Annotated in this window: 27 protein-coding genes; 16 read left to right on the forward strand and 11 right to left on the reverse strand. The window is 56.2% G+C overall.

The features are described from left to right. Positions 1-108: 108 nt before the first annotated feature. Complete coding sequence (locus tag BMW84_RS01440) at positions 109-789, reverse strand: DUF4386 domain-containing protein (RefSeq protein WP_091063671.1); 681 nt, start codon at positions 787-789, stop codon at positions 109-111. Positions 790-887: 98 nt separating this feature from the next. On the opposite strand from BMW84_RS01440, the gene BMW84_RS01445 reads away from it, so the two are divergent. Together BMW84_RS01445 and BMW84_RS01450 are read left to right on the forward strand one after the other, a co-directional pair. Then, the gene (locus tag BMW84_RS01445; RefSeq protein ID WP_091063673.1) at positions 888-1,757 is read left to right on the forward strand and encodes a helix-turn-helix transcriptional regulator; all 870 of its coding nucleotides are present in this window, start codon (positions 888-890) and stop codon (positions 1,755-1,757) included. Between the two features lie 154 nt (positions 1,758-1,911). Then, positions 1,912-2,622 (forward strand): DUF4386 domain-containing protein, encoded by a 711-nt coding sequence (locus BMW84_RS01450; protein WP_091063676.1) that lies wholly within the window; start codon positions 1,912-1,914, stop codon positions 2,620-2,622. On the opposite strand, the gene BMW84_RS01455 is transcribed toward BMW84_RS01450, so the two are convergent. Beyond that, positions 2,597-3,175 carry a Crp/Fnr family transcriptional regulator gene (locus BMW84_RS01455; protein WP_091067898.1) on the reverse strand — a complete coding sequence of 193 codons (579 nt, stop codon included), beginning with the start codon at positions 3,173-3,175 and terminating at the stop codon, positions 2,597-2,599. The two genes, BMW84_RS01450 and BMW84_RS01455, sit on opposite strands and share 26 nt — an antisense overlap. 39 nt (positions 3,176-3,214) lie before the next feature. Further along, positions 3,215-4,432, reverse strand: a complete 1,218-nt coding sequence (locus tag BMW84_RS01460) for an MFS transporter (RefSeq protein ID WP_091063679.1) — start codon at positions 4,430-4,432, stop codon at positions 3,215-3,217. 225 nt (positions 4,433-4,657) lie between these two features. On the opposite strand from BMW84_RS01460, the gene hemE reads away from it, so the two are divergent. The 8 genes from hemE to BMW84_RS01500 all read left to right on the forward strand — a co-directional run bounded on the left by hemE (position 4,658) and on the right by BMW84_RS01500 (position 13,893). Then, positions 4,658-5,722, forward strand: coding sequence for a uroporphyrinogen decarboxylase (gene hemE, locus BMW84_RS01465; RefSeq protein ID WP_091063681.1), 1,065 nt, complete (start codon positions 4,658-4,660; stop codon positions 5,720-5,722). Positions 5,723-5,785: 63 nt separating this feature from the next. Further along, positions 5,786-6,745: a ferrochelatase gene (gene hemH, locus BMW84_RS01470; protein WP_091063684.1), complete on the forward strand. Its 960-nt coding sequence runs from the start codon at positions 5,786-5,788 to the stop codon at positions 6,743-6,745. Beyond that, positions 6,742-8,175 carry a protoporphyrinogen oxidase gene (gene hemG, locus BMW84_RS01475; RefSeq protein ID WP_091063686.1) on the forward strand — a complete coding sequence of 478 codons (1,434 nt, stop codon included), beginning with the start codon at positions 6,742-6,744 and terminating at the stop codon, positions 8,173-8,175. Before hemH ends, hemG begins: the two co-directional genes overlap by 4 nt. 221 nt (positions 8,176-8,396) lie before the next feature. Then, a complete protein-coding gene (locus BMW84_RS01480) occupies positions 8,397-9,662 on the forward strand; it encodes a CapA family protein (protein ID WP_368086695.1) in 1,266 nt (421 codons plus the stop codon). A 55-nt stretch (positions 9,663-9,717) separates the two neighbouring features. Continuing rightward, entirely contained in the window at positions 9,718-10,449 is a 732-nt protein-coding gene (locus BMW84_RS01485; protein WP_091063691.1) for a glycerophosphodiester phosphodiesterase, read from the forward strand. Positions 10,450-10,475: 26 nt separating this feature from the next. Beyond that, a complete protein-coding gene (locus BMW84_RS01490) occupies positions 10,476-11,099 on the forward strand; it encodes a fumarylacetoacetate hydrolase family protein (protein ID WP_091063692.1) in 624 nt (207 codons plus the stop codon). 14 nt (positions 11,100-11,113) lie between these two features. Then, positions 11,114-11,914 carry a DUF92 domain-containing protein gene (locus BMW84_RS01495; RefSeq protein ID WP_091067901.1) on the forward strand — a complete coding sequence of 267 codons (801 nt, stop codon included), beginning with the start codon at positions 11,114-11,116 and terminating at the stop codon, positions 11,912-11,914. A gap of 53 nt (positions 11,915-11,967) precedes the next feature. Next, complete coding sequence (locus tag BMW84_RS01500) at positions 11,968-13,893, forward strand: ABC-F family ATP-binding cassette domain-containing protein (RefSeq protein ID WP_091063694.1); 1,926 nt, start codon at positions 11,968-11,970, stop codon at positions 13,891-13,893. A gap of 472 nt (positions 13,894-14,365) precedes the next feature. On the opposite strand, the gene BMW84_RS01510 is transcribed toward BMW84_RS01500, so the two are convergent. After that, positions 14,366-14,662, reverse strand: a complete 297-nt coding sequence (locus tag BMW84_RS01510; RefSeq protein WP_091063698.1) for a hypothetical protein — start codon at positions 14,660-14,662, stop codon at positions 14,366-14,368. Between the two features lie 121 nt (positions 14,663-14,783). Between BMW84_RS01510 and BMW84_RS01515 the strand changes: the two genes are divergently transcribed. From BMW84_RS01515 to BMW84_RS01525, 3 genes are all read left to right on the forward strand, one after another. Beyond that, positions 14,784-15,725: a stalk domain-containing protein gene (locus BMW84_RS01515; protein ID WP_175498636.1), complete on the forward strand. Its 942-nt coding sequence runs from the start codon at positions 14,784-14,786 to the stop codon at positions 15,723-15,725. A 160-nt stretch (positions 15,726-15,885) separates the two neighbouring features. Further along, positions 15,886-16,365: a DL-endopeptidase inhibitor IseA family protein gene (locus BMW84_RS01520; protein WP_091063702.1), complete on the forward strand. Its 480-nt coding sequence runs from the start codon at positions 15,886-15,888 to the stop codon at positions 16,363-16,365. Between the two features lie 33 nt (positions 16,366-16,398). Then, positions 16,399-16,890, forward strand: coding sequence for a DL-endopeptidase inhibitor IseA family protein (locus tag BMW84_RS01525; RefSeq protein ID WP_091063705.1), 492 nt, complete (start codon positions 16,399-16,401; stop codon positions 16,888-16,890). Positions 16,891-16,897: 7 nt separating this feature from the next. Here the strand turns inward: BMW84_RS01525 and BMW84_RS01530 are convergent, their stop codons facing one another. The 6 genes from BMW84_RS01530 to BMW84_RS01550 form a co-directional block, all read right to left on the reverse strand. Beyond that, positions 16,898-17,722 (reverse strand): phosphodiester glycosidase family protein, encoded by an 825-nt coding sequence (locus BMW84_RS01530; RefSeq protein ID WP_091063706.1) that lies wholly within the window; start codon positions 17,720-17,722, stop codon positions 16,898-16,900. Continuing rightward, positions 17,706-18,752, reverse strand: a complete 1,047-nt coding sequence (locus BMW84_RS01535) for a M42 family metallopeptidase (RefSeq protein ID WP_091063709.1) — start codon at positions 18,750-18,752, stop codon at positions 17,706-17,708. The genes BMW84_RS01530 and BMW84_RS01535 overlap by 17 nt, the downstream gene beginning before the upstream one ends. 47 nt (positions 18,753-18,799) lie before the next feature. Beyond that, on the reverse strand, positions 18,800-19,123 hold the full coding sequence (locus BMW84_RS01540; protein ID WP_091063711.1) for a LapA family protein: 324 nt from the start codon (positions 19,121-19,123) through the stop codon (positions 18,800-18,802). 111 nt (positions 19,124-19,234) lie between these two features. After that, positions 19,235-21,025 carry an oligoendopeptidase F gene (gene pepF / locus BMW84_RS01545; RefSeq protein ID WP_091063712.1) on the reverse strand — a complete coding sequence of 597 codons (1,791 nt, stop codon included), beginning with the start codon at positions 21,023-21,025 and terminating at the stop codon, positions 19,235-19,237. 194 nt (positions 21,026-21,219) lie between these two features. Next, positions 21,220-21,390: a hypothetical protein gene (locus BMW84_RS24630; RefSeq protein WP_175498637.1), complete on the reverse strand. Its 171-nt coding sequence runs from the start codon at positions 21,388-21,390 to the stop codon at positions 21,220-21,222. A 3-nt stretch (positions 21,391-21,393) separates the two neighbouring features. Next, positions 21,394-21,627 carry a hypothetical protein gene (locus BMW84_RS01550; protein WP_091063713.1) on the reverse strand — a complete coding sequence of 78 codons (234 nt, stop codon included), beginning with the start codon at positions 21,625-21,627 and terminating at the stop codon, positions 21,394-21,396. Between the two features lie 172 nt (positions 21,628-21,799). Here BMW84_RS01550 and BMW84_RS01555 point away from each other — a divergent pair, with 172 nt between their 5' ends. Then, entirely contained in the window at positions 21,800-21,997 is a 198-nt protein-coding gene (locus BMW84_RS01555) for a cold shock domain-containing protein (RefSeq protein ID WP_019911834.1), read from the forward strand. 168 nt (positions 21,998-22,165) lie between these two features. On the opposite strand, the gene BMW84_RS01560 is transcribed toward BMW84_RS01555, so the two are convergent. Further along, positions 22,166-23,479, reverse strand: a complete 1,314-nt coding sequence (locus BMW84_RS01560; RefSeq protein WP_254772827.1) for an MFS transporter — start codon at positions 23,477-23,479, stop codon at positions 22,166-22,168. 190 nt (positions 23,480-23,669) lie between these two features. On the opposite strand from BMW84_RS01560, the gene BMW84_RS01565 reads away from it, so the two are divergent. Continuing rightward, positions 23,670-24,752 carry a tetraprenyl-beta-curcumene synthase family protein gene (locus tag BMW84_RS01565; RefSeq protein WP_175498638.1) on the forward strand — a complete coding sequence of 361 codons (1,083 nt, stop codon included), beginning with the start codon at positions 23,670-23,672 and terminating at the stop codon, positions 24,750-24,752. 55 nt (positions 24,753-24,807) lie between these two features. Next, positions 24,808-25,779 carry a 6-phosphofructokinase gene (gene pfkA / locus BMW84_RS01570; RefSeq protein WP_091063715.1) on the forward strand — a complete coding sequence of 324 codons (972 nt, stop codon included), beginning with the start codon at positions 24,808-24,810 and terminating at the stop codon, positions 25,777-25,779. Positions 25,780-25,804: the final 25 nt, after the last annotated feature.

A 25,804-nucleotide genomic window follows, 5' to 3' on the forward strand; every position in this document is an offset into this window, starting at 1 on the left:
CGCCGGCGTCGGTGTCCACTGCCCCAGTATATAACGAACATGTCTCCTCATACAAAAAAAAGCGCCGCCCGCCGCCGTTTTTCCACCGGCAGCAAGCGGCGCTTTTTTTCAGCGCTTGGATAGATTCAACCCTTTACTCAATAACCAGACGGCCAAGCTCATTTCGTAAACGCCCACGGGGAGCGCCAGGAGCCCCTTTGCTGCGGAAAAAGGACCGATGATCCCGAACATTTGCAGCATACCGGCTGTAAACACCATCGCGGCTGTGACCATTCCGGTGAACGCAAGCGGTTTAGGAACATAACCTGCCCGCAAGAGCAAATAACTGTACAGCATCGTGTTAATGCCTAACATGAAATTCGGACCCAGCATCGCCGTCCAGCGGTAAATTCCCTGAAGCAGCAGTCCGGAAGGCTCAAGACGAGACAGGCTTCCGGGGTCGGCGGGATTGTAAGCCGAGCTCAGTTGCAGCAAGCCTAAGATGCAGAGAAGACCGATTGCAATAAAAACGGCTTCCATAAATCGAAAGCAAAGATACCCCAGCGCCATATGTTCGTTCCAAAGCCGGAGGTATGGAAATAGCATAACCGCTGTTCCTACAGCCGTGACTACAAGGATGAGGTCATTGAAGACGCCGAATAAGACTTTCGTTTCTGTCCCTTCCGCCACGGCTGTCTGCCAATGGTCCGATAAAACCGGTCCGTACAAAATCACCGCAATTACCGACGATACGGCGGCAAGGATATAAAAGACCCCCAATATTCCAGCATTTCTCCGATCGCGCACCATCGTTATTCCTCCTAAGTTAATCCATTAAAATTTGATGGACTATGGTATACTGGATCCGAATGACCTTGAACCATTTCATACATAAGGGGTGGGCCTTCATGGAACAGTCACCGATCATCGAACGCGCTTTGACGCATATCGAGGAGCATTTGCAGCAGCCTTTGACCGTAGAATCCGTTGCCGGGGCCTTCAATATGTCCAAATATTATTTTCACCGGCTGTTTTCGGCGATGATGGGCTGCTCCCTCAGCCAATACATTCTGTCCAGAAGATTAAATGCGTCATTAACCATGATCCGCAATCATAGCGGTTCTCTGACCGACATTGCATACGGGCTTAATTTTGGAACGCAAGCCTCGTTTACCCGCGCCTTTAAACGGCAATACGGCGTCGCCCCCAGCTCGCTCAAATCGGGAAGTGCCTCGATCTCCCCCGTTCCCATTCCTGCGGTAGTGGCACGGCCGGTCAAAAATATCAACGGGGACATCGTTACGGATTTCACCCTGACCGATTTCCAGGCGACCCGGATCAGCGGCATCGCCTTTGAGGTCGATTTGGCCGACGAGGATTACAAGACGAAGATTCGCTCGCAGGCGGAGAGGCTGCTAAGCCATATGGACGAAGTCACAAACAGCCCGTGTTATGTGATTTATTCCAACTGCCAGCCCGACTCTACCCGGTTCAAGGTGCTGTGCGGAATTCCAGGCGGTATCGAGATTGACGAGCCGTATTACTTCACCGTTGATGTACCTCGGATTTTTAGCGCGAGATTCAAATACAGCGGCGACCTGCTTGAAATCGGGGAGGTGCTGAAAGGCGATTATGCCCGGTTCCTGAAAATCTCCAGGCTTGAAACAGCCGATACCGAAATCGAGCTCATCCAGGCTTTTGAAGACGTTCACCGGCTCGATGCGGACTATCATATTTATGCGCCGATCAAAAAACTCCCTTCGGATTGTGATTTGTAATGCCTCGGCCTTACATTAACTTCTGCTGCAATAAAAATAACATAACGGATACCGTACGGCTTTCCACATCTTGCTGTAATTAACTTAAGTCAATGAACGCCTCCAGCCCTCCGGATACAATGGACGAAAGCACACATGATCAGGAGGGTTCATTATGAACGTTCAAAAAATGCCGGAGCTGCGGAAATATGCCTTAACCGCCGGGGTTGCGCTGATGCTGATGACCGCGGCCGCCGCGTTTGCGTACGGTTATGCGCATGCAAGCTTCATAGTGCAAGGAGATGCCGAAGCTACGTTCGGAAATCTTCTCTCGCACTCCAATAGGTTCAAAGCGGAAATCTTCGGCTGGATGGTGATTATGGTCTGCGATATCGTGGCGGCCTGGGCGTGTTATCTGCTCATGAAGCCCGTACATCCGCAGCTGTCCCTGCTGGGCGCATGGCTGCGGCTGATCTATTCGGGGATATTGGGAGTCGCAATCGCCATGTTGCTGTTGGTTCTGCAGACCGTGAATCAAAGGGGAGACGTTGCAAGTATTTTTACGGACGAACAGCTCGCCGCGAACGCGATGCTGCATATGACGGCTTTTGATGCCGTCTGGTCGATGGGACTGATCGTTTTTGCAGGGCATTTGCTCATTCTGGGTGTATTGACGCTGCGGGCGGACCGCATGCCGAAATGGATCGGCATCTTATTGCTGCTGGGTGCGCTGGGCTACTTTCTGATCCATGTCGTGAAGCTTTTTTTCGCAGATGCCGAAGGGGTTGCCAAAATCCTGGAAATCGTGTTCATGATACCGATGACAGCGGGAGAAGAGGGCTTCGGGCTGTGGATGCTGTTCAGGGGAGGGAAAGCCGCTTCTTGATTCTGCTCAGCGATTCAGGGGTGATTCCAAGATAGCTCGCCAACTGGTGCTGCGGAACGCGGTTGATCAGGGAGGGGCGTTTCTGAAGCAAGGTTTTGAAGCGCTCTTCCGGCGATGAAGCGATAAAAGCGGCAAATTCCTCCTGAACGTTGCTGAAGCTTTCCTCGATCATTCTGCGGGTCATCAGCTCCAGCTGCGGATATTTCCGGTACATGTCCTGCTCGGTGTTCAGATCCCCGATGACCATTACCGAGTCTTCCAGGCAGCAGAACGTATAGTCGGACGATTTATCCCGTTTATGATGGTTGAAAAGGACGACGGCCTGCCCTTCGGTATAAAAATTCGACGTAATCTCCCGGCCGGCTTCATCCACCGAATACTGCCTCACACATCCCTGCAGAATAAAATAACATTTAGTTGGAGCATCGCCCTGCCTGAACAGCATTGCCCCTTTCTTCAATTCCTCGACCTGGATCTCGTTCATGATCGCCTGCTGCTCCTCTTGATTAAGCGAAGTCAGAGCCGACATGTACTCAAATAAAATATGGCTCAATTCTGTCATCCTCCCCGTGCCCCTCCCTTTCGATAATCCTTACCGGAACCACCGCGGCTCCTTGTGATGATACAGTTTCAAGCGCACCCATACCGTGTTGACCAGCAGGAAACCGCCCGAGATGATAAACAGGCCCTCGATGCCGATATATGCGGATAAAAAGCCGCCGATCACCGCACCGAGCATATTGCCGAGCGCCAGCATGCTGCTGTTAAAGCCGAAAGCCCGGCTCTCCTTGCCGTCCGGCGTGTAGGAGCGGATCAGGGCATTGACGCTCGGCAGCAGGCCGCCCATAAAGATGCCCATCAGGAACCGCACGGCAATCAGCTGCCAGACGCTGGTCACAAAAGCCTGCGGGATCAGGAACAGCGCGGCGCCGATCAGGGCAAACGTCAGAATCCGGTGCGCGCCGACCTTGTCGCTCAGCTTGCCAAGGAGCGGCGAGGCGATCATGTTGGAGATGCCAGTCACCGCGCTGACCATACCGGCCCAGAAGGCGATATCGACGGCGGAGTTATGGAGCTTCTGTACATAGAGCGGCAGCAGCGACATCGGGCTGATCATCGCGAATTGCAGCAGGAACGTAACGCCGAACAGGGCGGGCAGCTGCTGTACCTTCGCCAGCTCTTTGAAGCCCTCCAGCACGGAGATCTGCGGGACCTTGGCCGCTTCGGCGCGGTCGAAGCTTTCTTTGACCAGAAACATCGCCAGCAGCGAAGCAACGAACAGCAGCGTGCCCACGACATAGAAAATCGGCCGGAAGCCCATAACGTCAGCCATGGCACCGCCGATCAAAGGCCCCAAAATCGTGCCGGCAACCGAACCCGACTGCATCAGCCCCATGGCAAAACCCATTCGCGGCTTCGGCGTACTGCCGGAGACGAGGGCGATGGAAGCGGGATTGAACCCGGAAATCGTCCCGTTCAGCAGCCGCAGCAGCAGGAGCTGGATCGGATTCTGGGCGAAGCCCATCAGCACGATGACCAGCGCCATGCCGAAGCTGGAGCGCAGCAGCATGATTTTACGGCCGTATTTGTCGGACAGCTTGCCCCAGAGCGGCTGGAAAATAAATGAGGTCAAAAAGTTGGCGGCAAAAATGAGGCCGGCCCACATGCCGACCGCATCTCCCTTTACGCCAAGATCCTGGGCCAGGTAGAGCGACAGGAACGGCGTGATCATCGTCATCCCGGCGTTGACCAGGAATTGGCCGAACCAAAGCACGATGAGGTTGATTTTCCACGTCTCCCAATTCTTCAAAGTGCTTTCACTTCCTTTCAAAAATCTCGAAAAAATTCACGAAAAATTTACATCTAAATAGTATAACACATTTTTTTGGATACTCATTGCAACAATTGTCATAGTTATGTCATGGGATTGTCATTCGAAGGCGGGCGTCCCGGTTGTTACCAAGTTTCAAAAAGGGCATAATAAGAATATATGTACGCAGCCTAATATCCTATCAAATCAAATGGAGATCTTATCATGACCTACAACGACGCATTTATCCGCGCCTGCCGCAGGCAGGCCGTGGAGCATGTCCCGGTATGGTACATGCGGCAGGCGGGACGTTACGATCCCGAGTATCGCGCAATTAAGGAGAAATACTCCTTGCTGGAGATCTGCCGCCAGCCGGAGCTGGCCGCCGAGGTGACACTGATGCCGGTCCGCAAGCTTGGCGTCGATGCGGCGATCCTCTATTCGGACATCATGAACCCGGTGGCTTCCCTCGGCGTGGATTTCGACATCGTTAAGAATGTCGGTCCTGTCATCGAGCAGCCGATCCGCAGCGCGGCGGACGTGGAACGGCTGAAACCGATCGACGTGGAAGGCGATCTCGGCCACATTCTGGAGACGATCCGCATCCTGGTCCGCGAGCTGGACGTTCCGCTTATTACTTTCGCAGGAGCGCCGTTCACCATTGCCAGCTACCTGATCGAAGGCAGACCTTCGAAGAGCTATCACCGCACCAAGGAAATGATGTACGGGCAGCCGAAGGTATGGGAGAAGCTGATGGAGAAACTGGGCGATATGGTTATCGCTTATCTTCGCAGCCATGTGCAGAGCGGGGGCAAGGCGTTCCAGCTGTTCGACAGTTGGGTCGGAGCGCTGGCTCCGCGGGACTTCGAGCAGTATGTGCTGCCGACCGTTTCGCGTATTTTTGCCGAACTTTCCGATCTTGATGTGCCGAAAATTTATTTCCCGGGCGTCAGCTCGGGCGAGCTGCTGCCAAGCCTGGCCGGTCTCAAAGCCGATGTCATCGGACTCGACTGGCGGGTATCGCTGACCGAAGGACGGCGGAGAACGGGCGGCGGATTTGCCGTTCAGGGCAATCTCGATCCGTACCTGCTGACCGCGCCGATGGATGTGCTGAAGAGCCGCGCCAAGGACCTGATCGACGAAGGGGTGCGGGAACCGGGGTATGTTTTCAATTTGGGGCATGGTTTATTTCCGGAAGCCTCGCTGGACACGCTAAAAGAGCTGACTGCATTCGTGCATGAGTATTCGGCGCAAGTCCTGAAGCAAACGGCGGAAGCGAAGCAGCTGTAAGTAGCGGATTCTTTCGGAACTGTTGCAACCTACGGACATTATTCGTAAAAGGAGATGGATTCCATGACAGCCAAAATCGGTGTACTCGTCATGTCTTACGGCACCCCCGAAAGTTTGGAGGGCGTTGAAGCGTATTACACGCATATCCGGCGCGGCAACCCGCCGACCGCCGATCAGCTCAAGGAGTTGAAGGACCGTTATGAGGCGATCGTGGGCGGGGTGTTTCCGCTGCGGGAGAATACGGACCGCCAGGTCGAAGCGCTGCAGGAGGCGCTGGACAACGAACGGGGCGGCGGAGAAGTAGAATTTGTATGTTACCAGGGGCTCAAGCACGCGTCCCCGTTCATTGAAGACGGTGTGGAAGCGATGGCCCGGGACGGCATTACCGAAGCGGTAGGCGTCGTGCTGGCGCCGCATTATTCCGTGATGAGCGTGGGCGGATATCTTAAACGCGCCAAGGAAAAAGCGGAGGCCTGCGGCATCCGTTTCATCGGCGTGGAAAGCTACCATTTGCACCCGGTGCTGGTTGAAGCGCTGGGCAAACGGGTGGCGGATAAGCTTGACGCCTTCGAGGAGACCGGCGCGGGGCGCGAGGACGTACGCGTCCTGTTCAGCGCGCACAGCCTGCCGGAGCGGATCCTTTCCATGGGCGACCCGTACCGCGACCAGCTGCTGGCAACCTCGCAGGCGGTTGCCGACGTTGCGGGTGTGAAGAACTGGCAGTTCACCTGGCAGAGCGCGGGACGTACCTCCGAGCCGTGGCTCGGACCGGACATCCTGGATACGCTTCGCGAGCTGGCCGATGATCAGCAGGTGAAATATGTGCTGTCCGCGCCGATCGGCTTCGTCTCCGACCATTTGGAGGTGCTGTACGATCTGGATATCGAAGCGCAGGCGCTGGCCGGCGAGCTGGATCTGCGGCTGATGCGCATTGATTCGCTGAACAGCGATCCTGCTTATATGGCCGTGCTCAGCGATGTGGTGCGCCAGGCGGCATGTGAATTGAAGGTGAAGCAGCAATGACGGAGGTACCGCGCAGGATCGTCATTGTCGGCGGTGGGCTCAGCGGCCTCAGCGCTGCCTATTATGTACGCAAATATTACCGTGAAGCCGGAGTCACTCCGGAGATTGTCATTGTCGAGAAGGAAGCCAGACTGGGCGGAAAGATCGAGACGCTGGAGAAGGAAGGTTTCGTCATCGAGAAAGGGCCGGATTCTTATCTGGCCCGCAAATCGGTGATGACCGAGCTGGCCAAGGAGCTGGGACTGGAGCAGGAGCTGGTTACCACCAATCCGAATGCCAAAAAGACCTACATACTGCAAAAAGGCAAACTGCATCCGATGCCGGCGGGTCTCGTGCTCGGCGTACCTACGGAGCTGCGTCCGTTCCTGAGGAGCGGCCTCGTCTCCTTGGGAGGCAAGCTGCGGGCCATGATGGACTTCGTGCTGCCGCCGCGGCGCAGCAAGGACGACGAGCCGCTCGGCGAGCTGATCGAACGGCGCCTCGGGAGCGAGGTGCTGGAGAACATCACCGAGCCGCTGCTGGCCGGTATTTACGCCGGCGATATGCGCAAGATCAGCCTGCAGGCGACCTTCCCGCAGTTCGGGGAAGTGGAGCGCAAGTACGGCAGCCTGATCCGTGGCATGACGACCGGCCGTAAGCCGGCGGAGACGCATACCGGAACAAAGAAGAGTGCTTTCCTTACGTTCCGCCGGGGGCTGGGAAGCCTTGTGAACGCCTTGATCCGCGACCTTCACGATGTGGAGCAGCGTACCGGAACCGCGGTGTCCGCGATTAAGCGCCTTGATGCTGCGGTGCCCGCCGGAATGCCGGCATCGCGCTATGCGGTGGAACTGGACAGCGGGGAAGTTCTTCCGGCAGACGACATTTATGTTACTGTGCAAAATTTCATTGCCGCAGACCTGCTCCGCCCGCATGTGGATGTATCCGCGCTGGACCGCGTCAACTATGTCTCCGTGGCCAATGTGGTACTGGCTTTCGAGAAGAAGGACATCGTCAGCGAATACGACGGCTCCGGATTCTTGGTCCCGCGGAAGGAGAACCGCAATATCACAGCATCCACCTGGACATCGACGAAATGGCTGCACACAAGTCCGGACGACAAGGTGCTGCTGCGCTGTTATGTCGGCAGGGCCGGCGACGAGCAGAATGTCGCGCTGCCGGATGACGCTTTGACCGAGCTGGTGCGCAAGGATTTGCGCGAAATCATGGGCATTACCGCGACGCCGAAGTTCGCGGAGATTACCCGCCTCAAATCTTCGATGCCGCAATACCCTGTCGGGCATATGCAGAATATTGCCGCCTTACGCGGCGAATTGTCCCAAAAGCTTCCCGGCGTCTACGCGTTCGGGGCGGGATATGACGGCATCGGCATGCCGGACTGCATCAAACAGGCGAAGGAAACGGCGGAAGCCGCGGCACATGCCTTATAAGATCGATTTGTCATGTTGATGAAGGCGGTGGAGCACGGCGGTAAGCCGTTGTTTCACCGCTTTTGCTATGCCGAGGGAAGAGCTTTTGCCGGCTCATATGCTATAATAAAAGCACTTTAACGAAAAGGAGTATATTTTTACCCATGTATCCGCCGCGATCAAGCAACAGGCAAGACCAGCAACGCAGCAAAAAACGCAGGCGCAAAACGGCTTGGGCATGGATGATTAATGGTACTCTGCTCGCATTGATTACTGCATTGCTTGCCTATCATTTTATCGGTACCGGCAAAGAGGGAGCGTCACCGCCCGAGCCGGCTGTTTCGGCAGCGCCAACGGATTCTGCTGCGGCAGGCGAGAGCCCGCCGCCGGATGAACCTGCCGTGACAGCGCCCCCTTCGCCTTCATCTGAAGTTTCACCTACGCCGACGGCCACTCAGATGGAGACGCCTGAGCCCGAACCGTCGGCAACCGCCACGCCGGAACCTACACTGGAGCCTGCCGCAACCGGCGGCGCAGGAACCGGTTCAGGAACGCCGGGAGATAACGTAACTCTGAATTTCGCGGGCGATGTGATTTTTGCCGGGAAAGTCGGCGAATTGCTGCAGAAGCAAGGGTATGATTATCCATTTTCCGCTCTGGGCGGGATGTTCAAGCAGGATGATCTGACGGTGGTCAATCTGGAAACGCCGGTGACCACAGGCGGCGTAAGCGCGGTGAACAAGCAATTTGTGTTCAAAAGCGCGCCGCAGGCGCTGGACGCCCTGAAAGCCGCCGGTGTCGATGCGGTCAATCTGGCCAATAACCACTCGCTGGATATGGGCACGGAAGGGCTGCTGGATACGCTGGGTCATTTGGATCAGCGCGGCATTCCCCATGTCGGAGCCGGACGCAATGCCAAGGAAGCGTACACCGCGCAGCACTTTGAACGCAAAGGCATCAAGATTGCGCTGTTAGGCTTTACCCGCGTTATTCCGCATAGCGACTGGGTGGCCGGAGCGAATCAACCCGGCGTCGCGTCGGTGTATGATAACCGTGAGGCACTGAAGGCGATTGCCCGTGAAAAAGCGGACAATAATCTCGTCATCGTCATCGTCCACTGGGGCAAGGAACGCGTCGAGCAATATGACGGCACACAGCAGGAGCTTGGCCGCAGCTTCATCGATGCCGGCGCCGATCTGGTGATCGGGGGCCACCCGCATGTGCTCCAGGGCATCGAACCGTATAAGGGGAAGTGGATTGCGTACAGCACGGGGAACTTTATTTTTACCCGTTCAACCGTACCCGCTACCTGGGAGACGGCCGTGTTCACGGCGCAGTGCGGCGTCTCGGGCGATTGCTCGCTGAAGCTGACTCCGATGAATGCGGAGCTCGGACGTCCGGTGCCGATGAATGCCGAGGATGGCCGGCAGCTGCTGACCAAAGTTCAGGCATTGTCCAGCGGGCTTGTTAACATCCGGACAGACGGTTCGGTCGTCCGCGCCAAGTAAGCCCGTTCACCCACTGTAAAGTCCATAGACATCCATTTTTGCGGAGGTGCCTGACATGAAAAATATGTGCGTCGCCCACCGGGGATTTTCCGGTAAAGCACCCGAGAACACATTGGCTGCCGTGCGCATGGCGCTGGCGCTCCCGTATGTGCGCTGGATGGAAATCGATGTGCAGCTGACCAAGGACGGCGTACCCGTCGTCATTCACGATTTTACGCTGGACCGCACCACCAATGGACACGGAAAAGTCAAGGATATGGATTATGAGCAAATGCGGCGGCTGGATGCCGGAAGCTGGAAGGGCAGGACCTTTCGCGGCGAACGCGTCCCGGCGCTGCAGGAAGTGCTGGAGCTTGCCGCCGGCAAGCTGCGGCTCAACATTGAGCTGAAGACAACGGGGAATATGTACCCGGGACTGGAGCAGGCGGTAATCGATTTGGTTTATGCCAAAGGGATGCAGGAAGATGTGGTGTTGACCTCATTTGACAGCGAAGCGCTCCGGAAGGTCAAATCGCTGGCTCCGGATCTGCGCACAGGCCTTATCTACGACGCCCGTTCAGGAGACCCTGACCGGAAGCTTAAGGAACTGGACTGCTCGTTCCTGTCGATCCACTTTGGTCGGCTGAACAAGGAGCTGGCGGCCAGGCTGACGGAGCGTGGCGTCCGCACCATGGCCTGGACCGTCAATAAAGCCAAGGAGATGCGCCATCTGGCCGCGATGAACTCCGACATTATGATCTGCACCAACCGTCCCGATATTTGGGGCGCGACATTTTTAAATACGTAGCCAAATTGAAGGAGGCCGATGGTCCGATGGGTTCCGGTGTTAACAACATTTATTGTGTAGGACGCAACTACAAAATGCATGCCGAAGAGCTGGGCAACAAGGTTCCCGCAGAGCCGCTGATCTTCTTAAAGCCATCCCATGCGGCAGTCGATCTCGACAAGGCGGTTATCCGCCTGCCACAAGGCGTTGGCCTGATCCATTATGAAGGCGAGCTTGTGCTGCGGATCGCCCGCGACTACGAGCCGGGAAAAACGGTGCAAGACCTGGTCGATGTGATGGCGCTGGGCCTCGATTTCACGCTGCGGGATATCCATAACGACCTGCAAAAGAAAGGCCTGCCATGGACGCCGGCCAAAGGGTTCAAAAACGCCGCTCCGCTGACGCCGTACATTGCTTTTCCGGATCAAGAGGAGCTGGAAGCGACCGATTTCACCGTCCGCAAGAACGGGGAGGAAGTGCAGCGGGGCAACGTCCGCAACATGATCTTTTCGCTCCAGACGATCATTGACTTCATCGGTTCGCGCTATGGGCTGGGCAAAGACGATATCATCTTCACCGGCACGCCTGCCGGCGTCGGTCCAGTGGTACCGGGCGATTCCTTCGAGCTGTACTTCGGCGACCGGCTGATGGGCTCCTGCCTGATCGGCTGATGGTCATCGAGCTGCTGCGCTGGATCGTCGGAGCCTGCGGCGCACTGCTGGTCGCCGGGGCAGCCTTTTATAAAGGCTCGCTCAGCTTCTCGGGCATGGCTGCCGCCGTCGTGATGGGCACGGTTTATTTCGGGGCAGGCAACGCCTTCTGGTTCGGCATCCTGCTGCTGTTTTTTATCTCCTCCAGCCTGCTGTCGAAACTACGGCATGACCGCAAGGCCGAGCTGGAGGAGACGTACGACAAGACCGGCAAGCGCGATGCCGGCCAGGTGTTCGCCAACGGCGGAATCGGCATGCTCGCCGTGCTCGGCGGAGCCATCCTGCCGGATATACGCTGGGAGCTGTTTTTCGTCGGCGCGATGGCTGCCGTCACCTCCGACACGTGGGCGACGGAGATCGGCACGCTGGAGAAGCGGCCGCCGCGCTCGGTCTTGACGGGCAAGCGGCTGCCGACAGGCGCCTCCGGCGGCGTCTCCTGGCCGGGCACGCTGGCCGCCGCGGCGGGCGGCGCCCTTATTGGCAGCGCGGCCTGGCTGCTGCGCGAAGCCGCAGGGATGCCCGCGCGGCCGTTTGCCGAGCTGGCCCTGGCCGGCCTGATCGGCGGCCTCGCCGGCGCATTCGCGGACTCGCTGCTGGGCGTGACGGTGCAGCGGATGAACCGCTGCACCGTCTGCGGCCGCGAGGTGGAGGCCGCGCGGCACTGCGGGCAGCCGACCGAGCATGCCCGGGGCTGGCGGCGGATGGATAACGACGCCGTCAACCTGCTCAGCTCGGCGATCGGCGGAGCCGCCGCGCTGCTGGTCTTGCTGCTGTAAGCCAAGTGCCGCAGCGGCAACAACATAAACTACAAGGCAAGCGAGGATCAAGCATGAATATTATGACCGTGGAACATCTCACCAAAAGCTACGGCGAGAAAACACTGTTCCGTGACGCGTCGTTCGGGATGGACGAACGCGATAAAATCGGCGTGATCGGCGTGAACGGCACCGGCAAATCGACGCTGCTCAAGATCATTGCCGGGCTGGACAAAGCCGATGAAGGGCAGATCGCCATCGGCAACGATGTGCGCGTGCAGTACCTGGCGCAGAATCCGCCGTATGAACCGGAGCATACCGTGCTGCAGCAGGTATTCGCCGGCGACGATCCAGGCCTGAAGCTGATGCGCGACTATATGGACACGGCGGCGCTGCTGGAGCGTCAGCCGGGCGACGCCGCCCTGGAAGGCAAGCTGGTGCGGCTGGGCCAGGACATCGATGCCGCAGGAATTTGGGCGCTGGAGAGTGAAGCGAAAAACGCGTTGACCCGTCTCGGCATTACCGACTTCGCGGCCAAAATGGGCGATCTCTCCGGCGGCCAGCGCAAGCGCGTCGCGCTGGCGGCGGCGCTGATTACGCCGTCCGAGCTGCTTATCCTGGACGAGCCCACCAACCATATCGACACCGATTCGGTCGCCTGGCTGGAGCAATACCTGCAGAAACGCCGCGGCGCCCTTTTGATGGTAACGCATGACCGCTATTTCCTGGAACGGGTGGCAAGCGTGATGCTGGAGCTGGACGGCGGCCGGATGTTCCGCTATGAAGCGAACTACTCGCGGTTTCTGGAGTTGAAGGCGGAGCGCGAGGAACGCGAAGCGGCTACGGAGCAAAAGAAGAAAAATCTACTCCGAAATGAGCTGGCCTGGATTCGCCGGGGCGCTCAAGCCCGTTCGACGAAGCAGAAGGCGCGGATCGACCGCTACGAGAAGCTGAAGGATAGCGTCGGTACGTCTAAAACCGAAGGGATGGATATTTCGGTAGCCGCGACGCGGCTGGGCCGGAAAATCATCGAGATCAAGGACCTTGCCAAATCGATGGCCGGGCGAACCCTTATCAAGGATTTGACCTATATCGCCGTGCCGCAGGACCGTGTTGGCATCGTTGGCCGCAACGGCAGCGGCAAATCGACGTTGCTGAACCTGATTGCCGGCCGGCTTGAGCCGGACAGCGGTGCAGTAGAGCTGGGCGCGACCGTCAAGCTTGGCTATTTTACGCAGGAGCATCAGGAGATGGACGATTCGATGCGCGTCATCGAATATATCAAGGAAGAAGCCGAAGTCATCCGTACATCGGACGGCAGCGTCATAACGGCGGCGCAAATGCTGGAACGTTTCTTGTTCCCGCCGGCCATGCAGTGGACGCCGATCGCCAAATTGTCCGGCGGCGAGAAACGGCGTCTCTATCTGCTGCGCGTATTAATGGGCGCGCCCAACGTGCTGCTGCTCGACGAACCGACGAACGATCTGGATATCAGCACGTTGTCGGTGCTTGAAGATTATCTGGAGGAATTCCCGGGCGTCGTGTTCACCGTATCCCATGACCGCTACTTCCTCGACCGTGTGGTCGACAAGCTGATCGCGTTTGAGAACGGCACGCTGCGGATTCATGTCGGCGATTATACCGAATATGAAGAGTGGCTGGCCAAGAATGTTCCGTCCCGCAGCGGCGAAGCCGCCAAGGGCAAGGATGCCGGGGGCAAACGGGCCGCTTCTGCCGAAGGGGAGACCGCGACGCCGGTTAAGGAGAAGCTCAAATTCACCTTCAAAGAGCAGAAGGAATATGAAACCATCGACGAACAGATCGAACGGGCCGAGCAGCGGCTCGCCGACATCCAGACGGAGATGGAAGCCGCGTTTGCGGATTCCGTCAAGCTGCAGGAGTTGATGGCGAAGCAGAAAGCCGGCGAAGCCGAGCTGGAGCATTTGATGGAGCGCTGGACTTACCTGAACGAGCTGGCCGAGCGTATCGCCGGCAAATAACAAAGAAGGGCCATCCCTGCCGCATTCTTTTTGGCGCGTGGATGGCCCTTCTTATAGGTATAGCAGCAGGGGAGGCCGCTCTCCATTGCAGCTTCGTTGCAAAACATGCAATAAAAACCACGAAAAAAACGTTCTTTATTCATTCCGTTGCATGCTGTGCAGCGGATTTTTGATTTTTATGGCCTTTTTGGTGAGTTCACCGAAATCCATTGCACAGAATGCAACGAATCAGCAAAAAGCGCCCTTTTTGGGCGAATCCGTTGTACGAAATGCAATGAAGGCCTGAGGGGAACCTTTCGGTGAAAACGACCAAGGGCCGAACGGCTGAGTGGTGAACGACATTGTAAAAAATGAGGCGTTCATGCCGCAGCAGTAGCCTCACGCCGCGGTTAGCGGCTTGACACCTTAGCCAGCCGCCTCACCGTGCACCAGCCGCCTCACGTCCTATTCTGTCTGCCCTCCCAGCGCTCCGTTAAGACTTTTTCAATAATCCTATAAAGGTATAAACAATGCCGACAATGATGCAGATAAACGGCAGGCTGGCGTAACGGACCCGGAAATCCACGATGTTCGCAAAGATGAATCCAAGTGCGATGTAATCGAAGCCGAGAAACATCCATTTCTTGTCCGAGATCCGTTTGTGGAAAACGGCCGCCAGCACCATCCCGATTGCCAGCATCAGAAAAATAATCGGCGCCAGCGCCTCAAACCCCGCTTGTGATAATGCAAAAAACCTCATCCAATAATCCGGTTCCGGTCCTGTGCTCATTTTTTCCTCCTTGAACGCTTCAATGATCTATCCATCTTACCATATTTTAGGCGGCGAAATAGCAACAAAATCCTCATGCACGCGTCTATACTTACATCGTTTTCCATGGGGGATGATGTGGATGAAAAAGTTCATTTTAGGTCTGCTGTGCGGACTGCTGCTCACGGTTTCCGGTGCTGCGTTTGCCGCGGGAGGGCTCAAAGCCGCTTGGTTGAATGCCATTTTTGAAGTTAACGGGCAGCAGGTATCAAAGAATGCAGCAGCAAAAGCAGTTAACATCAACGGCAGTATATATGTGCCGCTGCAGTTCATGGCCGAGGCGCTCGGCGGGACGGCGGGCTACGATGCGGATCGCCATGCGGTGATGGTCAAGAACGGTCCCCTGGATATCACGGACACGAGGGTTCCGGGTCTCAGCGCCGGCAATATCCTTTTAAGTAAAAGCGGCAAAAATACGTGGATCACCGGCCAGCTCCAGCTTGCCGGAGTCGGCAATTCGCTGCATACGATGACGGCCGTGCTGTCCTTCTACGATGAAGACAACCGCAAGATCGGCGAAGCGCCGCTTAACGTCAAACAACTTGGCGTGGATAAGACGACGTTCACCGCCGTCGGGAATGGTGATTTACGGGCCTCCAGTGAGGTCTTTTTGCAGGTGAGGAAGCTGGACGGGCAGGTTGTGCCAGAGCAGGCCACGATACGGTACAGCAACGCGAAATACGGGTTTACGATGAAGCTGCCGGACTCCTGGCAGGGCAAATATGCGGTCGTGGAAGGGCCAACGAATCCGGAGGGACCCGCCAATCTCCTCTTTAAAAACAGGTACGGCGGTATATTGTTTTCGGTATTGGTCTGGGAACCGGGGGAATGGAAGAAATCCGAAGCGGCGATACGGGATAACGCCAAGGTATGGAAGGTAGGCGAAGCGAAAGGAAAAGTGTACACAATCGTCCTGCCCGGCGATGTCCAATACGATCCGAACGATGCGGTATGGGCAGCGGAATACAAGGCCATGGCAGCGGATATTCCCCGGATTCGCATTAGCTTCAGCGCAAGCAAGTAAACGTTCCTCCGTCATATAAGAGGCTGCCAGCCTGAATAAACGTTGAAGCCAAAGCCCCACTTGCGGGGTTATTTGGCATGCACATAAATATCCTTGACCGTGGACAGACACCCGGGCGGCGGGCGTAGCCGGGCATACACTGTGGTAAGGAGGGGAAGTTATGCCAAAAACAGCCCAAACGCCAAACGAGCTGAAGGCGCTGATCGCCGCCGCCGAGCGGGCCTGGTTCAACGTTTACGACTCGGCCAGTGACAGACGGATCATCGTCGTGGATGGAACCGAATATAAACTGCTGCCGCTCCGCTTCAGTACGAAAGCGAAGGTGATCGCCTATTTCAGACAGTATTGGGGAAGCGCGATGAGCAACCGGATGTTCTGCAATCTGCAAACCGTAACCCGGAAGAACAGGCTTTATGCCATTGTGGGCGATACCGGAATTATTCCGTTCATTCCCCGCCGCATTCGGGTAGACAGTCGTACGGCCAGCCGCATCCGCGTCACGGCGGTATTATCCGCAGAGGAACATTATGATACAGAAACGGAAAGAGTCCGTTACCTGATCGGCAAATCGGGGAGCAAGCTCCGCGTCCTGAACCGGGATAAAAAGAATACCGATCCCCGTTATCAGGCGTGCCGATAAACCATCGCAAATTCATTGGAGGAGAGAGTGCGTATGCCGAAAACGGCGCAAATATCCGAAGAGCTGCGTGCCTTTATTGCCGCCGCCGAAGCGGCCTGGCTGGATGTGTATCATTCGGCGGAGCGGGATCATGTAATCTCGGTAGACCATACGCAATATATCCGCCTGCCGCTGAAATTCAGCACCCGGACAAAGCTGATCGCCTACTTTCGGCGATATTGGGGCATAGAGCTGAGCAACCGCCTGTTCTGCAGCCTTCACACCGTTCTGCATCAAAAGAGGCTGTACATGATTGCAGGAGATCCCGGAGACCTGATTTATATCCCGAGAAGGGTGAAGGTGCTTAGCCGTTCGGCAACCCGCATCCAGGTAACCGCGGTGCTGTCGGTCGATGCGCAGGAGGATGTCGATGCAACAAGCGTCCGTTACATTATCGGCAAGTCGGGCGACAAGCTGACGATTTTGGACCGCGATAAAAAAAATATCGACTACCGCTTTGATCCCTGCGGCAGCCGAGTGGATTAATCTTGACCTATTTGCCGGTGGAGACGGCAATCATCTGCATGACCGGCCTTGAGTCGCCGGTCAGTACGGCCTCCGCGGCATTCATCTGCGACGAGCCGTCGCCGTCGAGGAAGATGCCCTCGCGCACGCCGCCGGGTACCGCCTCCAGCACGGCGGTGCGGAAATCCGCCGCCGTGCAGAGCGACTCGCTGACGATCAGCCATACCTTGCCGGCATCGTCATAGACCATGCCGGACCGCAGCCGCGCTTCGTCCGCAAAAGGCAAATGCTCCGCCTCCGCTTCGGCGGCCCACAGCTCTTCCTGCTGCACATTCATGCTGACGCCGCCCTGGGCCCAGTAATGGCCCCGGTCGGTGACGTTCAGCTCGTCGGCAGCGGCGGCCTTCTGCACGGACAGCATGCCCGCCGCGCCGTCATAGATCAGGGTTCCCCGCGCATATTTCGCGTTGAACCAGCCGGACCCGTAGGCGCCGCGCACGCCGCCGGCCGGCGTATCATTCATTACGGCAATGGACAGCAGGTCCTTGCCGTAGAAAAAGCCGCCGTTGATGCCATAGGCGGCGATCGGGCGCAGCGCCGTGCCGGCGGCGCGCAGCACCACATCGTCTGGAGCGAGGCCCATCAGGTGCAGCCGCACCTGACGGGACGTATCCGCCTCCAGATACGTGTACAGGCGGGGGAGGCCGTTAAACGCCTCCTCCGCCTGCTTGTGCGGCCGGGCCGCCAGCGCTGCCACGGCCGCAACGGCGGCGAACAGGGCGAGCGCCGCCGTCCGCCGTCCGGGCCGGAGCCGGGCACCCGCCCTTCGGCCCGTGTTAATTCGCGCCCACATAGGCGGCGAGCAGCTTGGCCGTATTCAGCACGGCCTGTTTGTGCGTGCGCTCCATCGAATGCGAGGCATGCACGCCGGGACCGATGAGCGCGGCGCGGATGTTGTTGCCGCCGCGCAGTGCGGCAGAGGCGTCCGAGCCGTAGGACGGATAAATATCGACCGCAAACGGAATGCCCAGGCCGTTGGCCAGTTCAATCAGCCGGCTGGTCATCGTGTAATCATACGGGCCGCTGGAATCCTTCGCACAAATGGAGACATCCGTCTCCTTGCAGCTGAGGTCATCGCCCATCGCGCCCATGTCTACGGCGATCATTTCATTGATCTCGCCGGGAATCCAGGCTGCGCCGTGGCCGACCTCTTCGTAATTGGAGATGAGGATGGAGAGATTGTGCAGCGGCTTCCAGCCTTCCCGTCTGGCGCTCTCGAGCAGGCCGAAGATCGCCGCCACGCTGGCTTTGTCGTCCAGGTGGCGCGATTTGATATACCCGCTAGGCGTCACCACCGCGCGGGCGTCGAAAGAAACGAAGTCGCCGACCCCGATGCCGAGCTTCAGCACATCGTCTTTGGTGGAGACGAGCTCGTCGATGCGTACTTCCATGTTTTCTTCAGCGCGTTTGAAGTCGCGCGCATCGGCGTATACATGCACCGACGGATGGCTGGTCAGAATCGTGCCGGTGTACGTTAAGCCGCTGCGGGTATGGATTGTGCAGTATTCATTTTCGATGCTGTGCATGGTGAAGCCGCCTACCGAAGTCAGGCGCAGCGTGCCGCCCGACTTCACTGAACGTACCATCGCACCAAGCGTATCGACATGCGCGCTTAGGCCGATCGTACGGGACGGATCCAGGCCGGGAACGCTTAGAACCGCTCCGCCTTTTTCATTCCAGGTCAACGCCGTGCCTAGCGCGGCGGCTTCTTCGGCGACGATGCCCATAGCCTGAGCGGTAAAGCCGCTCGGACTCGGGGTGTCGAGCAGTCGTTTCAATAAGCGCAGGATATACTCTTCGTTGGGTTGGATGGATAAAGGCATTTCAGATTCCTCCTCGAATTGGGTTTGGGTTTGCTCTTATCATTTGGTTAAATAGAAGGTGCGGTGGTATCCGGCAATCCGGAAAAAGGTTCCAGCGGCGGATTTTCCAGCTTGGCGATCGTATCGTTTGCCTTAGCCAGGTCTGCGGTCAGCAGCTTGATCCGCTTCTGCAGCTTGAACTGACGGACAATGCCGAAAGCGCCGACGATAAGCCCTCCGATCAGCGTGCAGCCGAGAATCACAACGATCAGGGGAAGGGTGACCTCCGTAAAACCGAAGTCCACCGGAACCGAACCGACGTTAAAAACGGCGAAGATGGCAATAACCAAAGCAAAGATCAGTCCGAGAATAACGCTCCATTGAGTTTTCATGAGCCGGGCCTCCTGTAATCCATAATAAAATCCCTTACCCGTCAGGACAAGGGATGAGACAGATATGTATCCTTCTCCCCCCGGAAGAGGGAAGAAGGGGCGTATTTATGTTTATTTCGTCAGCTGCTCCATCTGTTCGATAACGCTCTCGAAGACGCTCATCGCTTCGCGGATCGGCTCCGGCGAGGACATGTCAACCCCGGCTTTTTTGAGAATATTGATCGAGTAGTCGCTGCCGCCGCTCTTCAGGAAGCCGAGATAGCGGTCGACCGCCGGCTGGCCCTCCTCCAGAATCTGTTTGGAGAAGCTGGTGGCCGCGGAGAAGCCGGTTGCGTATTTGTACACGTAGAAGCTGTTGTAGAAATGCGGGATCCGTGCCCATTCCATCTCGATGTCCTTGTCGACTACCATGTCTTTGCCGTAATACTTCACGTTCAAGTCATAGTAAATGGCGGACAGATCCTGCGGCGTGAGCGACTCGCCTTCTTCGGCGCGCGCGTGCACGATCTTCTCGAACTCGGCGAACATCGTTTGCCGGAACACTGTCGTACGGAATTGGTCGGCATAATAAGTGAGCAGGTACATTTTTTCCTTCGGATCGGTCGATTTCTTCAGCAGATAATCCATCAGCAGCGCTTCGTTCGTTGTCGACGCCACTTCGGCGAGGAAAATCGTGTATTGCGCATCCCGGTATTTCAACGTGTTATCCGAGTAATAGGAATGCAGGGCGTGGCCCATTTCATGCGCCAGCGTGAACATACTGTTGAGGTTGTCGTTATGGTTCAGCAGCACGTACGGATGCGTACCGTAGGCTCCCCAGCTGTAAGCGCCGGTGCGTTTGTTCTCATTCTCGTATACGTCGATCCAGCCGTTGTTATAACCTTCCTGCAGCACCTTGAGATAGTCCTCGCCGAGCGGCTTGAGGCCCTCCAGCGTCGTTTTCTTGGCTTCCTCGAAGGTAATATCGAGCTTGTATTCGTCCACGAGCGGGGCGAACAGGTCATACATATGCAACTCATCCACGCCCATCAGCTTCTGGCGCAGCTTCATATAGCGGTGCATCAGCGGCAGGCTTTCATGGATGGTATCAATCAGGTTGGTATACACTTCCTTCGGAATGTTGTCGCCGTACAGCGACATTTCCAGGACGGAAGGGTATTTGCGTACCCGGGAGTAGAAGACGTTTTTGTTGACGTTTGCGCTCAGCGTAGCGGCAATCGTATTTTTTTGCTTGCTGTACGTACCGTACACCGCCTTGAACGCGGCTTTGCGCACTTCACGGTTAGGGCTCTCCAAGAACTGGATGTAGCTGCCGTGCGTCAGTTCCACTTCCTTGCCTTCTTCGTTTTTGATCTTCGGAAATTTAAGGTCCGCATTGTTCAGCATGCCGAAAATGCTTTGCGGCGCCTGAGCCAGCGTGCCCACCTGGGCGAGCAGCGCTTCCTCCTCTTTGGACAGGACATGCGCTTTTTCGCGTTTCATTTCGGTCAGGGTAAAGGTATAATCCTTCAGCTCCGGATCGGCAATGAATTCATCCAGCTTCTCCACGGGCAGGGAGAGGATTTCCGGAGTCACGAAGGACAACGCCTCGCCGGCTTCCACGCTGAGTTTTTTCGCTTTTTGGGAGAGTGCCTGATACTCCGGAGCAGCGGTATCTTCATCTTGGCGCATATGTGCATAGACATAAAGGCGCTCGGTCAGGAGGGACAGCTTGTCGTCCAGCTCAAAGCAGGCCTTCAGCGAATCGGGATCCGACAGCTTGCCCTGAAAATTGGCGGCCTCTTTGATCAGCTTTTTGGCGTCTTCGTATTCCCCGTCCCACTGCTTCTGCGATGCGAACATATCTTCAAGCTTCCAGCGGTTTTCGGCGGGTACTTCACTTCTCTTCAATAATTGTTCCATAGAAATCCTCCTCGATGGTTGGGATGCGGCCGTCGCCGAAGTCTGGCACAAAGAAGGCGCTGCTGCGCAATCGCCGGCCAGCAGGCATAGCGAAAGCAAAAGCGGGAGGGATTTGGCGGCGGGAAACATGGGCATGGCCTCCTGAATATGTAAAGTCTCGCTTAGTATGCCCCGCCAAATCCGGATTCTATTAGCTATGCCAAGAAACTGTAAATAATGAAAACAAACGCGAGCGCAATCAGGATGACGGCCGTCAGCGCAAGGCTGCGTTTCAGGCGGGCCGGAATCCGGTCCCTGAGCATCAGAAGCACCGCGCCGAGACAGAGGACGACAACGACGTAAATGGCAAGATTTTCATTTCCCATCCGTCACACCTGCTTGAATGCTTCCATAATATTATGGTATTCCTCTTCGTTGTCCTTGTAGGATTCTTTGTTGAAGCGGCTGTGCGCCCATTCCATCATGGCCGGCCGGCTCATAAAGGTGTGGGTCTCCTCGCCCCATTGATCGGAAATTTCCCGGAGGATGATGTAGCGGCCTTGAACCTCTACGGTCATCATGTTCCATTTGTCGGTTTTGTAAATTTCGTGTTTTTTAATCATTAGAATTACCACCCTGGCGAATTTTGGCTTTTGGGACAATGATAACGCACCGGTGAAGGGAAAAGCAAATTAAATCCGCCAGACAGGGAATAGATGGATTGCTTTACAAGGACTGATGGGGTATAATACAGTTATACGCCATATATGGCGGTATTTTTAGGAGGTTGTTCATTTGAAAGGTACAGTAAAATGGTTTAACGCAGAAAAAGGTTATGGCTTTCTTCAAGTAGAAGGCGGCGAAGACGTATTCGTTCACTTCTCGGCTATCCAAGGCGACGGATTCAAGACTTTGGATGAAGGTCAAGCCGTTGAGTTTGACATCACTGACGGTAACCGTGGTCCACAAGCAGCTAACGTAGTTAAATTATAAGAAACGACCGGGCAGAGCTTCTGCTGGCCGCTATATATATTTGATATGGTAAGCACTTGTAAGTGTGGAACCGAGTTAACAGAAACGCACAGTTCTTTCGGGAACTGTGTTTTTTTGTTGTTTCTATATAAAAATCCCCGGAATAAGGTGACTCATCCCGGGGGACTGTTACAGTGAAGGCTTCTCCAGAGGCAATGGCTCTATGCCTGCCGGAAGCGGTGCTTCGGCGGGCAATCCGCTTTGGATAGCCTTAGCGCGTCTGCCGAAGCGGCGAGGCTCGCCGCCGGCATCGGCCAGATGGCGGAACAGGAATCCAAGGCAGGAGATGACGGAGAATCCGGCGGCGACGAAGTAGAAGAAGGACCGGCCGGATTCTTCATAGATGGCACCACCGAAGGTGCCGCTGAGCAGTCCCGCCGCACTGGACCAGACGACGGTGAAGATCGCCTGGCCGGTTGCGCGCAGCTGATCAGGAATGATCCGCGTGATATAGCGCACCGCGGTTACATAATAAATGCCGAAGGATACGCTGTGCATCGCTTGGATGAACACGACGGCAACGGGCTGATCGGTGAGGGCCATCAGCAGGAAGCGCAGGGCGAACATCAGGCTGGCGAATGCCAGCAGCGGAAGTTCTTTATACCGGTCCCCGTACTTGCTTAGGGCGAAGAAGACCGGAATTTCACTGAGCGCCGAGGCGAGCAGCGCCCAGCCGACAATTTCGTCGCCGGCGTTCATGCCCTTAAGGCTGACCGTCAGGAATGCCTCGTTCATCCGGTAGCCGATCGCCAGCACGAACACCAGGCCGAAGAACCACAGCACCTCTTTTTGCAGCAATATCGCTTTGAGGCTTCGGGATTCACCAACAGCTTGTTCCGTTACCGCAGCCGTTACGGCGGTGGCCTGCTTGTTCTTGCGCCGGACATCCTTCAGCATGAACGTAAGAATAAAGGCGGTTGCGGCGATGACGATATAAACGCCGACGCTGGAAGAGGAGCCGAGCCCGCGCAGGACATAGCCGATCGTCAAGGCAAAAAAGGAATAGCCCAACGAACCGAAGACGCGAATCGTAATGAAATTTCGGCCGTGTCGCTCGGCAGTTTGAATCGCCATTGTATCGGAAAGCGGAAAAACCGGGTAATAGAAGAAATAGAAAAAGGAAAGAATGAGCATGACTGTAGAAAAATCGTCCGCTCTGGCAAGCAGGATGGCCGCCGCCAGTTGTCCCGCAAGCAAAATGGACATAATCTTGCGCGTCGTGCCCAGCCGGTCGCTGACCGTGCTCCAGAACAGATTCGAGAGGATGGAGATCAGCGGGCCGATGGAATAGAGCAGTCCGATTTGCCGGCTGCTGAAGCCGAGATTGGCGTAAAACAAAGGAAAATAGGATACGGCCAGCACGCCCGTACCATAAACGGTAAACATGAAGGATCGCAGCCAGTTCTGGTCGCTGTACTTGCTGCGGGTCGCTTCTCTATCCATGATGTTGCACTCCTCCGGTTATCAAATACGCCTAGTATATCATAAAGAAACCTGCTGATGTTTGTAAAAATGACGTTTTCTGAATGTTTCAATATGTTGCGTAAGTGATTTTGTTGTTTGTACTATTACGTCCAGCATATTATAATATGGTTGGTTTGGAGAAGGAGACAACATTGTGGAGGCACTTTCATTGAACGAAGTAGAGCAAGGCCGTTACTTGGGCCCGCGCGGTCCGATCGGACTGATGAACCGGGTGTACAAGTACATTTTGCCTGAAGTGCGGGAAAGTCTCCGCTCCTGGCGCGAGGATGCGCAGCGTATTCCCGATCTGGAGCTGAGAAAGCAGGCGCTTGCGAGCATTGAAACGAAGCAGTTTCACTGCGAAGGGGGCGGCATTTACGCCGCAGGCAATCTGTCGATGAGGCATATACTGATTCCGTTAATTGTAGCGTATCAAACGATCAGCGATTATTTGGACAATCTGTGCGACCGCAGTACTTCGCTCGATCCTGCCGATTTCCGGCTGCTGCATCAATCGATGCTGGATGCCGTCACGCCCGGCGCGGAGCTGAGCAATTATTACGCGCTGCGGAGCGAGCAGGACGATGGCGGTTATTTGCACCGGCTGGTCCGCAAATGCCAGGAGATGACTGCGCTTCTGCCGGGTTATGCCGCTGCGGCGGCGGAGATCCGCGATTTGGCTGTCCTGTATACTGATCTGCAGGTGTACAAGCATATCCGTCACGATTTGCGGGAGGATGCGCTGAAAGAGTGGTGGGGCAAGGAAGGCCATCGTGCACCCCATTTGTACTGGAATGAGTTTGCTGCGGCTACCGGATCGACACTGGGCATCTTTATGCTTTTTCTGGCTGCCTGCAATCCCAAGCTGAGTCTCACGACATCGGCTTCGATTCGTGCTGCGTACTTCCCGCATCTTTGCGGATTGCATATTATGCTCGACTATCTGATCGATCAGGATGAAGACCGGGCCGGCGGAGATCTGAATTTCTGCAATTATTATGAAGATACCGATACCATGCTGAACCGGATCGCTTCCATTGTGGAGTGGGCCCGCAGGGATGTACGGAGTCTCCCCGAGACGTCCATGCACCGCATGGTCATCGAAGGGCTGCTCGCACTGTATCTATCCGATCCGAAAGTCAGCGAACAACGGGAAGTCCGCTCTGTATCCAAACGCCTGATGCGAAGAAGTCCGCTCACCCGGCTCTTTTTCTTTGCGAACAGCCGCTGGATTCGAAAGCGCATGTATTAGAGCTGCGACCCGACTGCCACCGGGCTTCGCACAACATTTAAGGAGGAAGCAACACATGACTCAGGTTAAAAAAATTGCAGTATTGACAAGCGGAGGCGACTCCCAAGGGATGAACGCCGCTGTCCGCGCCGTCGTGCGCAGCGCGATCTTCTACGGAATTGAAGTATACGGTATTCAACGCGGGTATCAAGGCCTGCTGAACCGCGATATTTTCCCGATGGATCTGCGCAGCGTGGGCGATATCATCCAACGCGGCGGCACGATTCTGCAATCGGCCCGCTGTCTGGAGTTCATGACGCCGGAAGGCCAGCAAAGAGGCGCCGACATCCTCAACGAAAGAGGCATCGACGGCCTGGTGGTCATCGGCGGCGACGGATCTTACAATGGCGCGAACAAGCTGAGCAAGCTCGGCATCAAAACAATGGGCTTGCCGGGCACCATCGACAACGATATTTCCTTCACCGATTACACCATCGGTTTTGACACCGCCGTAGGCGTTGTAGTGGATGCCGTGAACAAGCTCCGCGACACGATGTCATCGCATGAACGTTCGTCCATCGTTGAAGTTATGGGCCGTCATTGCGGCGATATCGCCCTGCATGCCGGCTTGGCTTCCGGCGCCGAAACGATTCTCGTTCCGGAAATGCCTTACGATCTGAACGAAGTGGCCGACCGCATGAAGGAAAACTTCGCTAAAGGCAAACGCCACAGTATCGTAATCGTTGCGGAAGGCGTTGGCAAAGGCGAAGATGTTGCCCAAGCGCTCAAAGACCGCCACTCCTCCCTGGATGCGCGCGTTACTGTGCTTGGCCACATTCAACGCGGCGGCACGCCGACTCCGGCCGACCGTAACCTGGCCAGCCGTCTGGGCGATTTTGCCGTACGCAAGCTGATTGAAGGCGAATCCGGCAAAGCCTGCGGCATCATCAAAGGCGAGCTGACCCTGACCGACATTGACTTGGTTGTAAATACGAAGAAACCATTCGATACGGAAATGTATGAACTGGCATCCCGCCTGTCCCAATAATCGGATAGCAGCGCCCCGGCAGCCG

This window comes from Paenibacillus sp. NFR01 (assembly GCF_900111565.1).
Lineage (GTDB): Bacteria > Bacillota > Bacilli > Paenibacillales > Paenibacillaceae > Paenibacillus_AQ.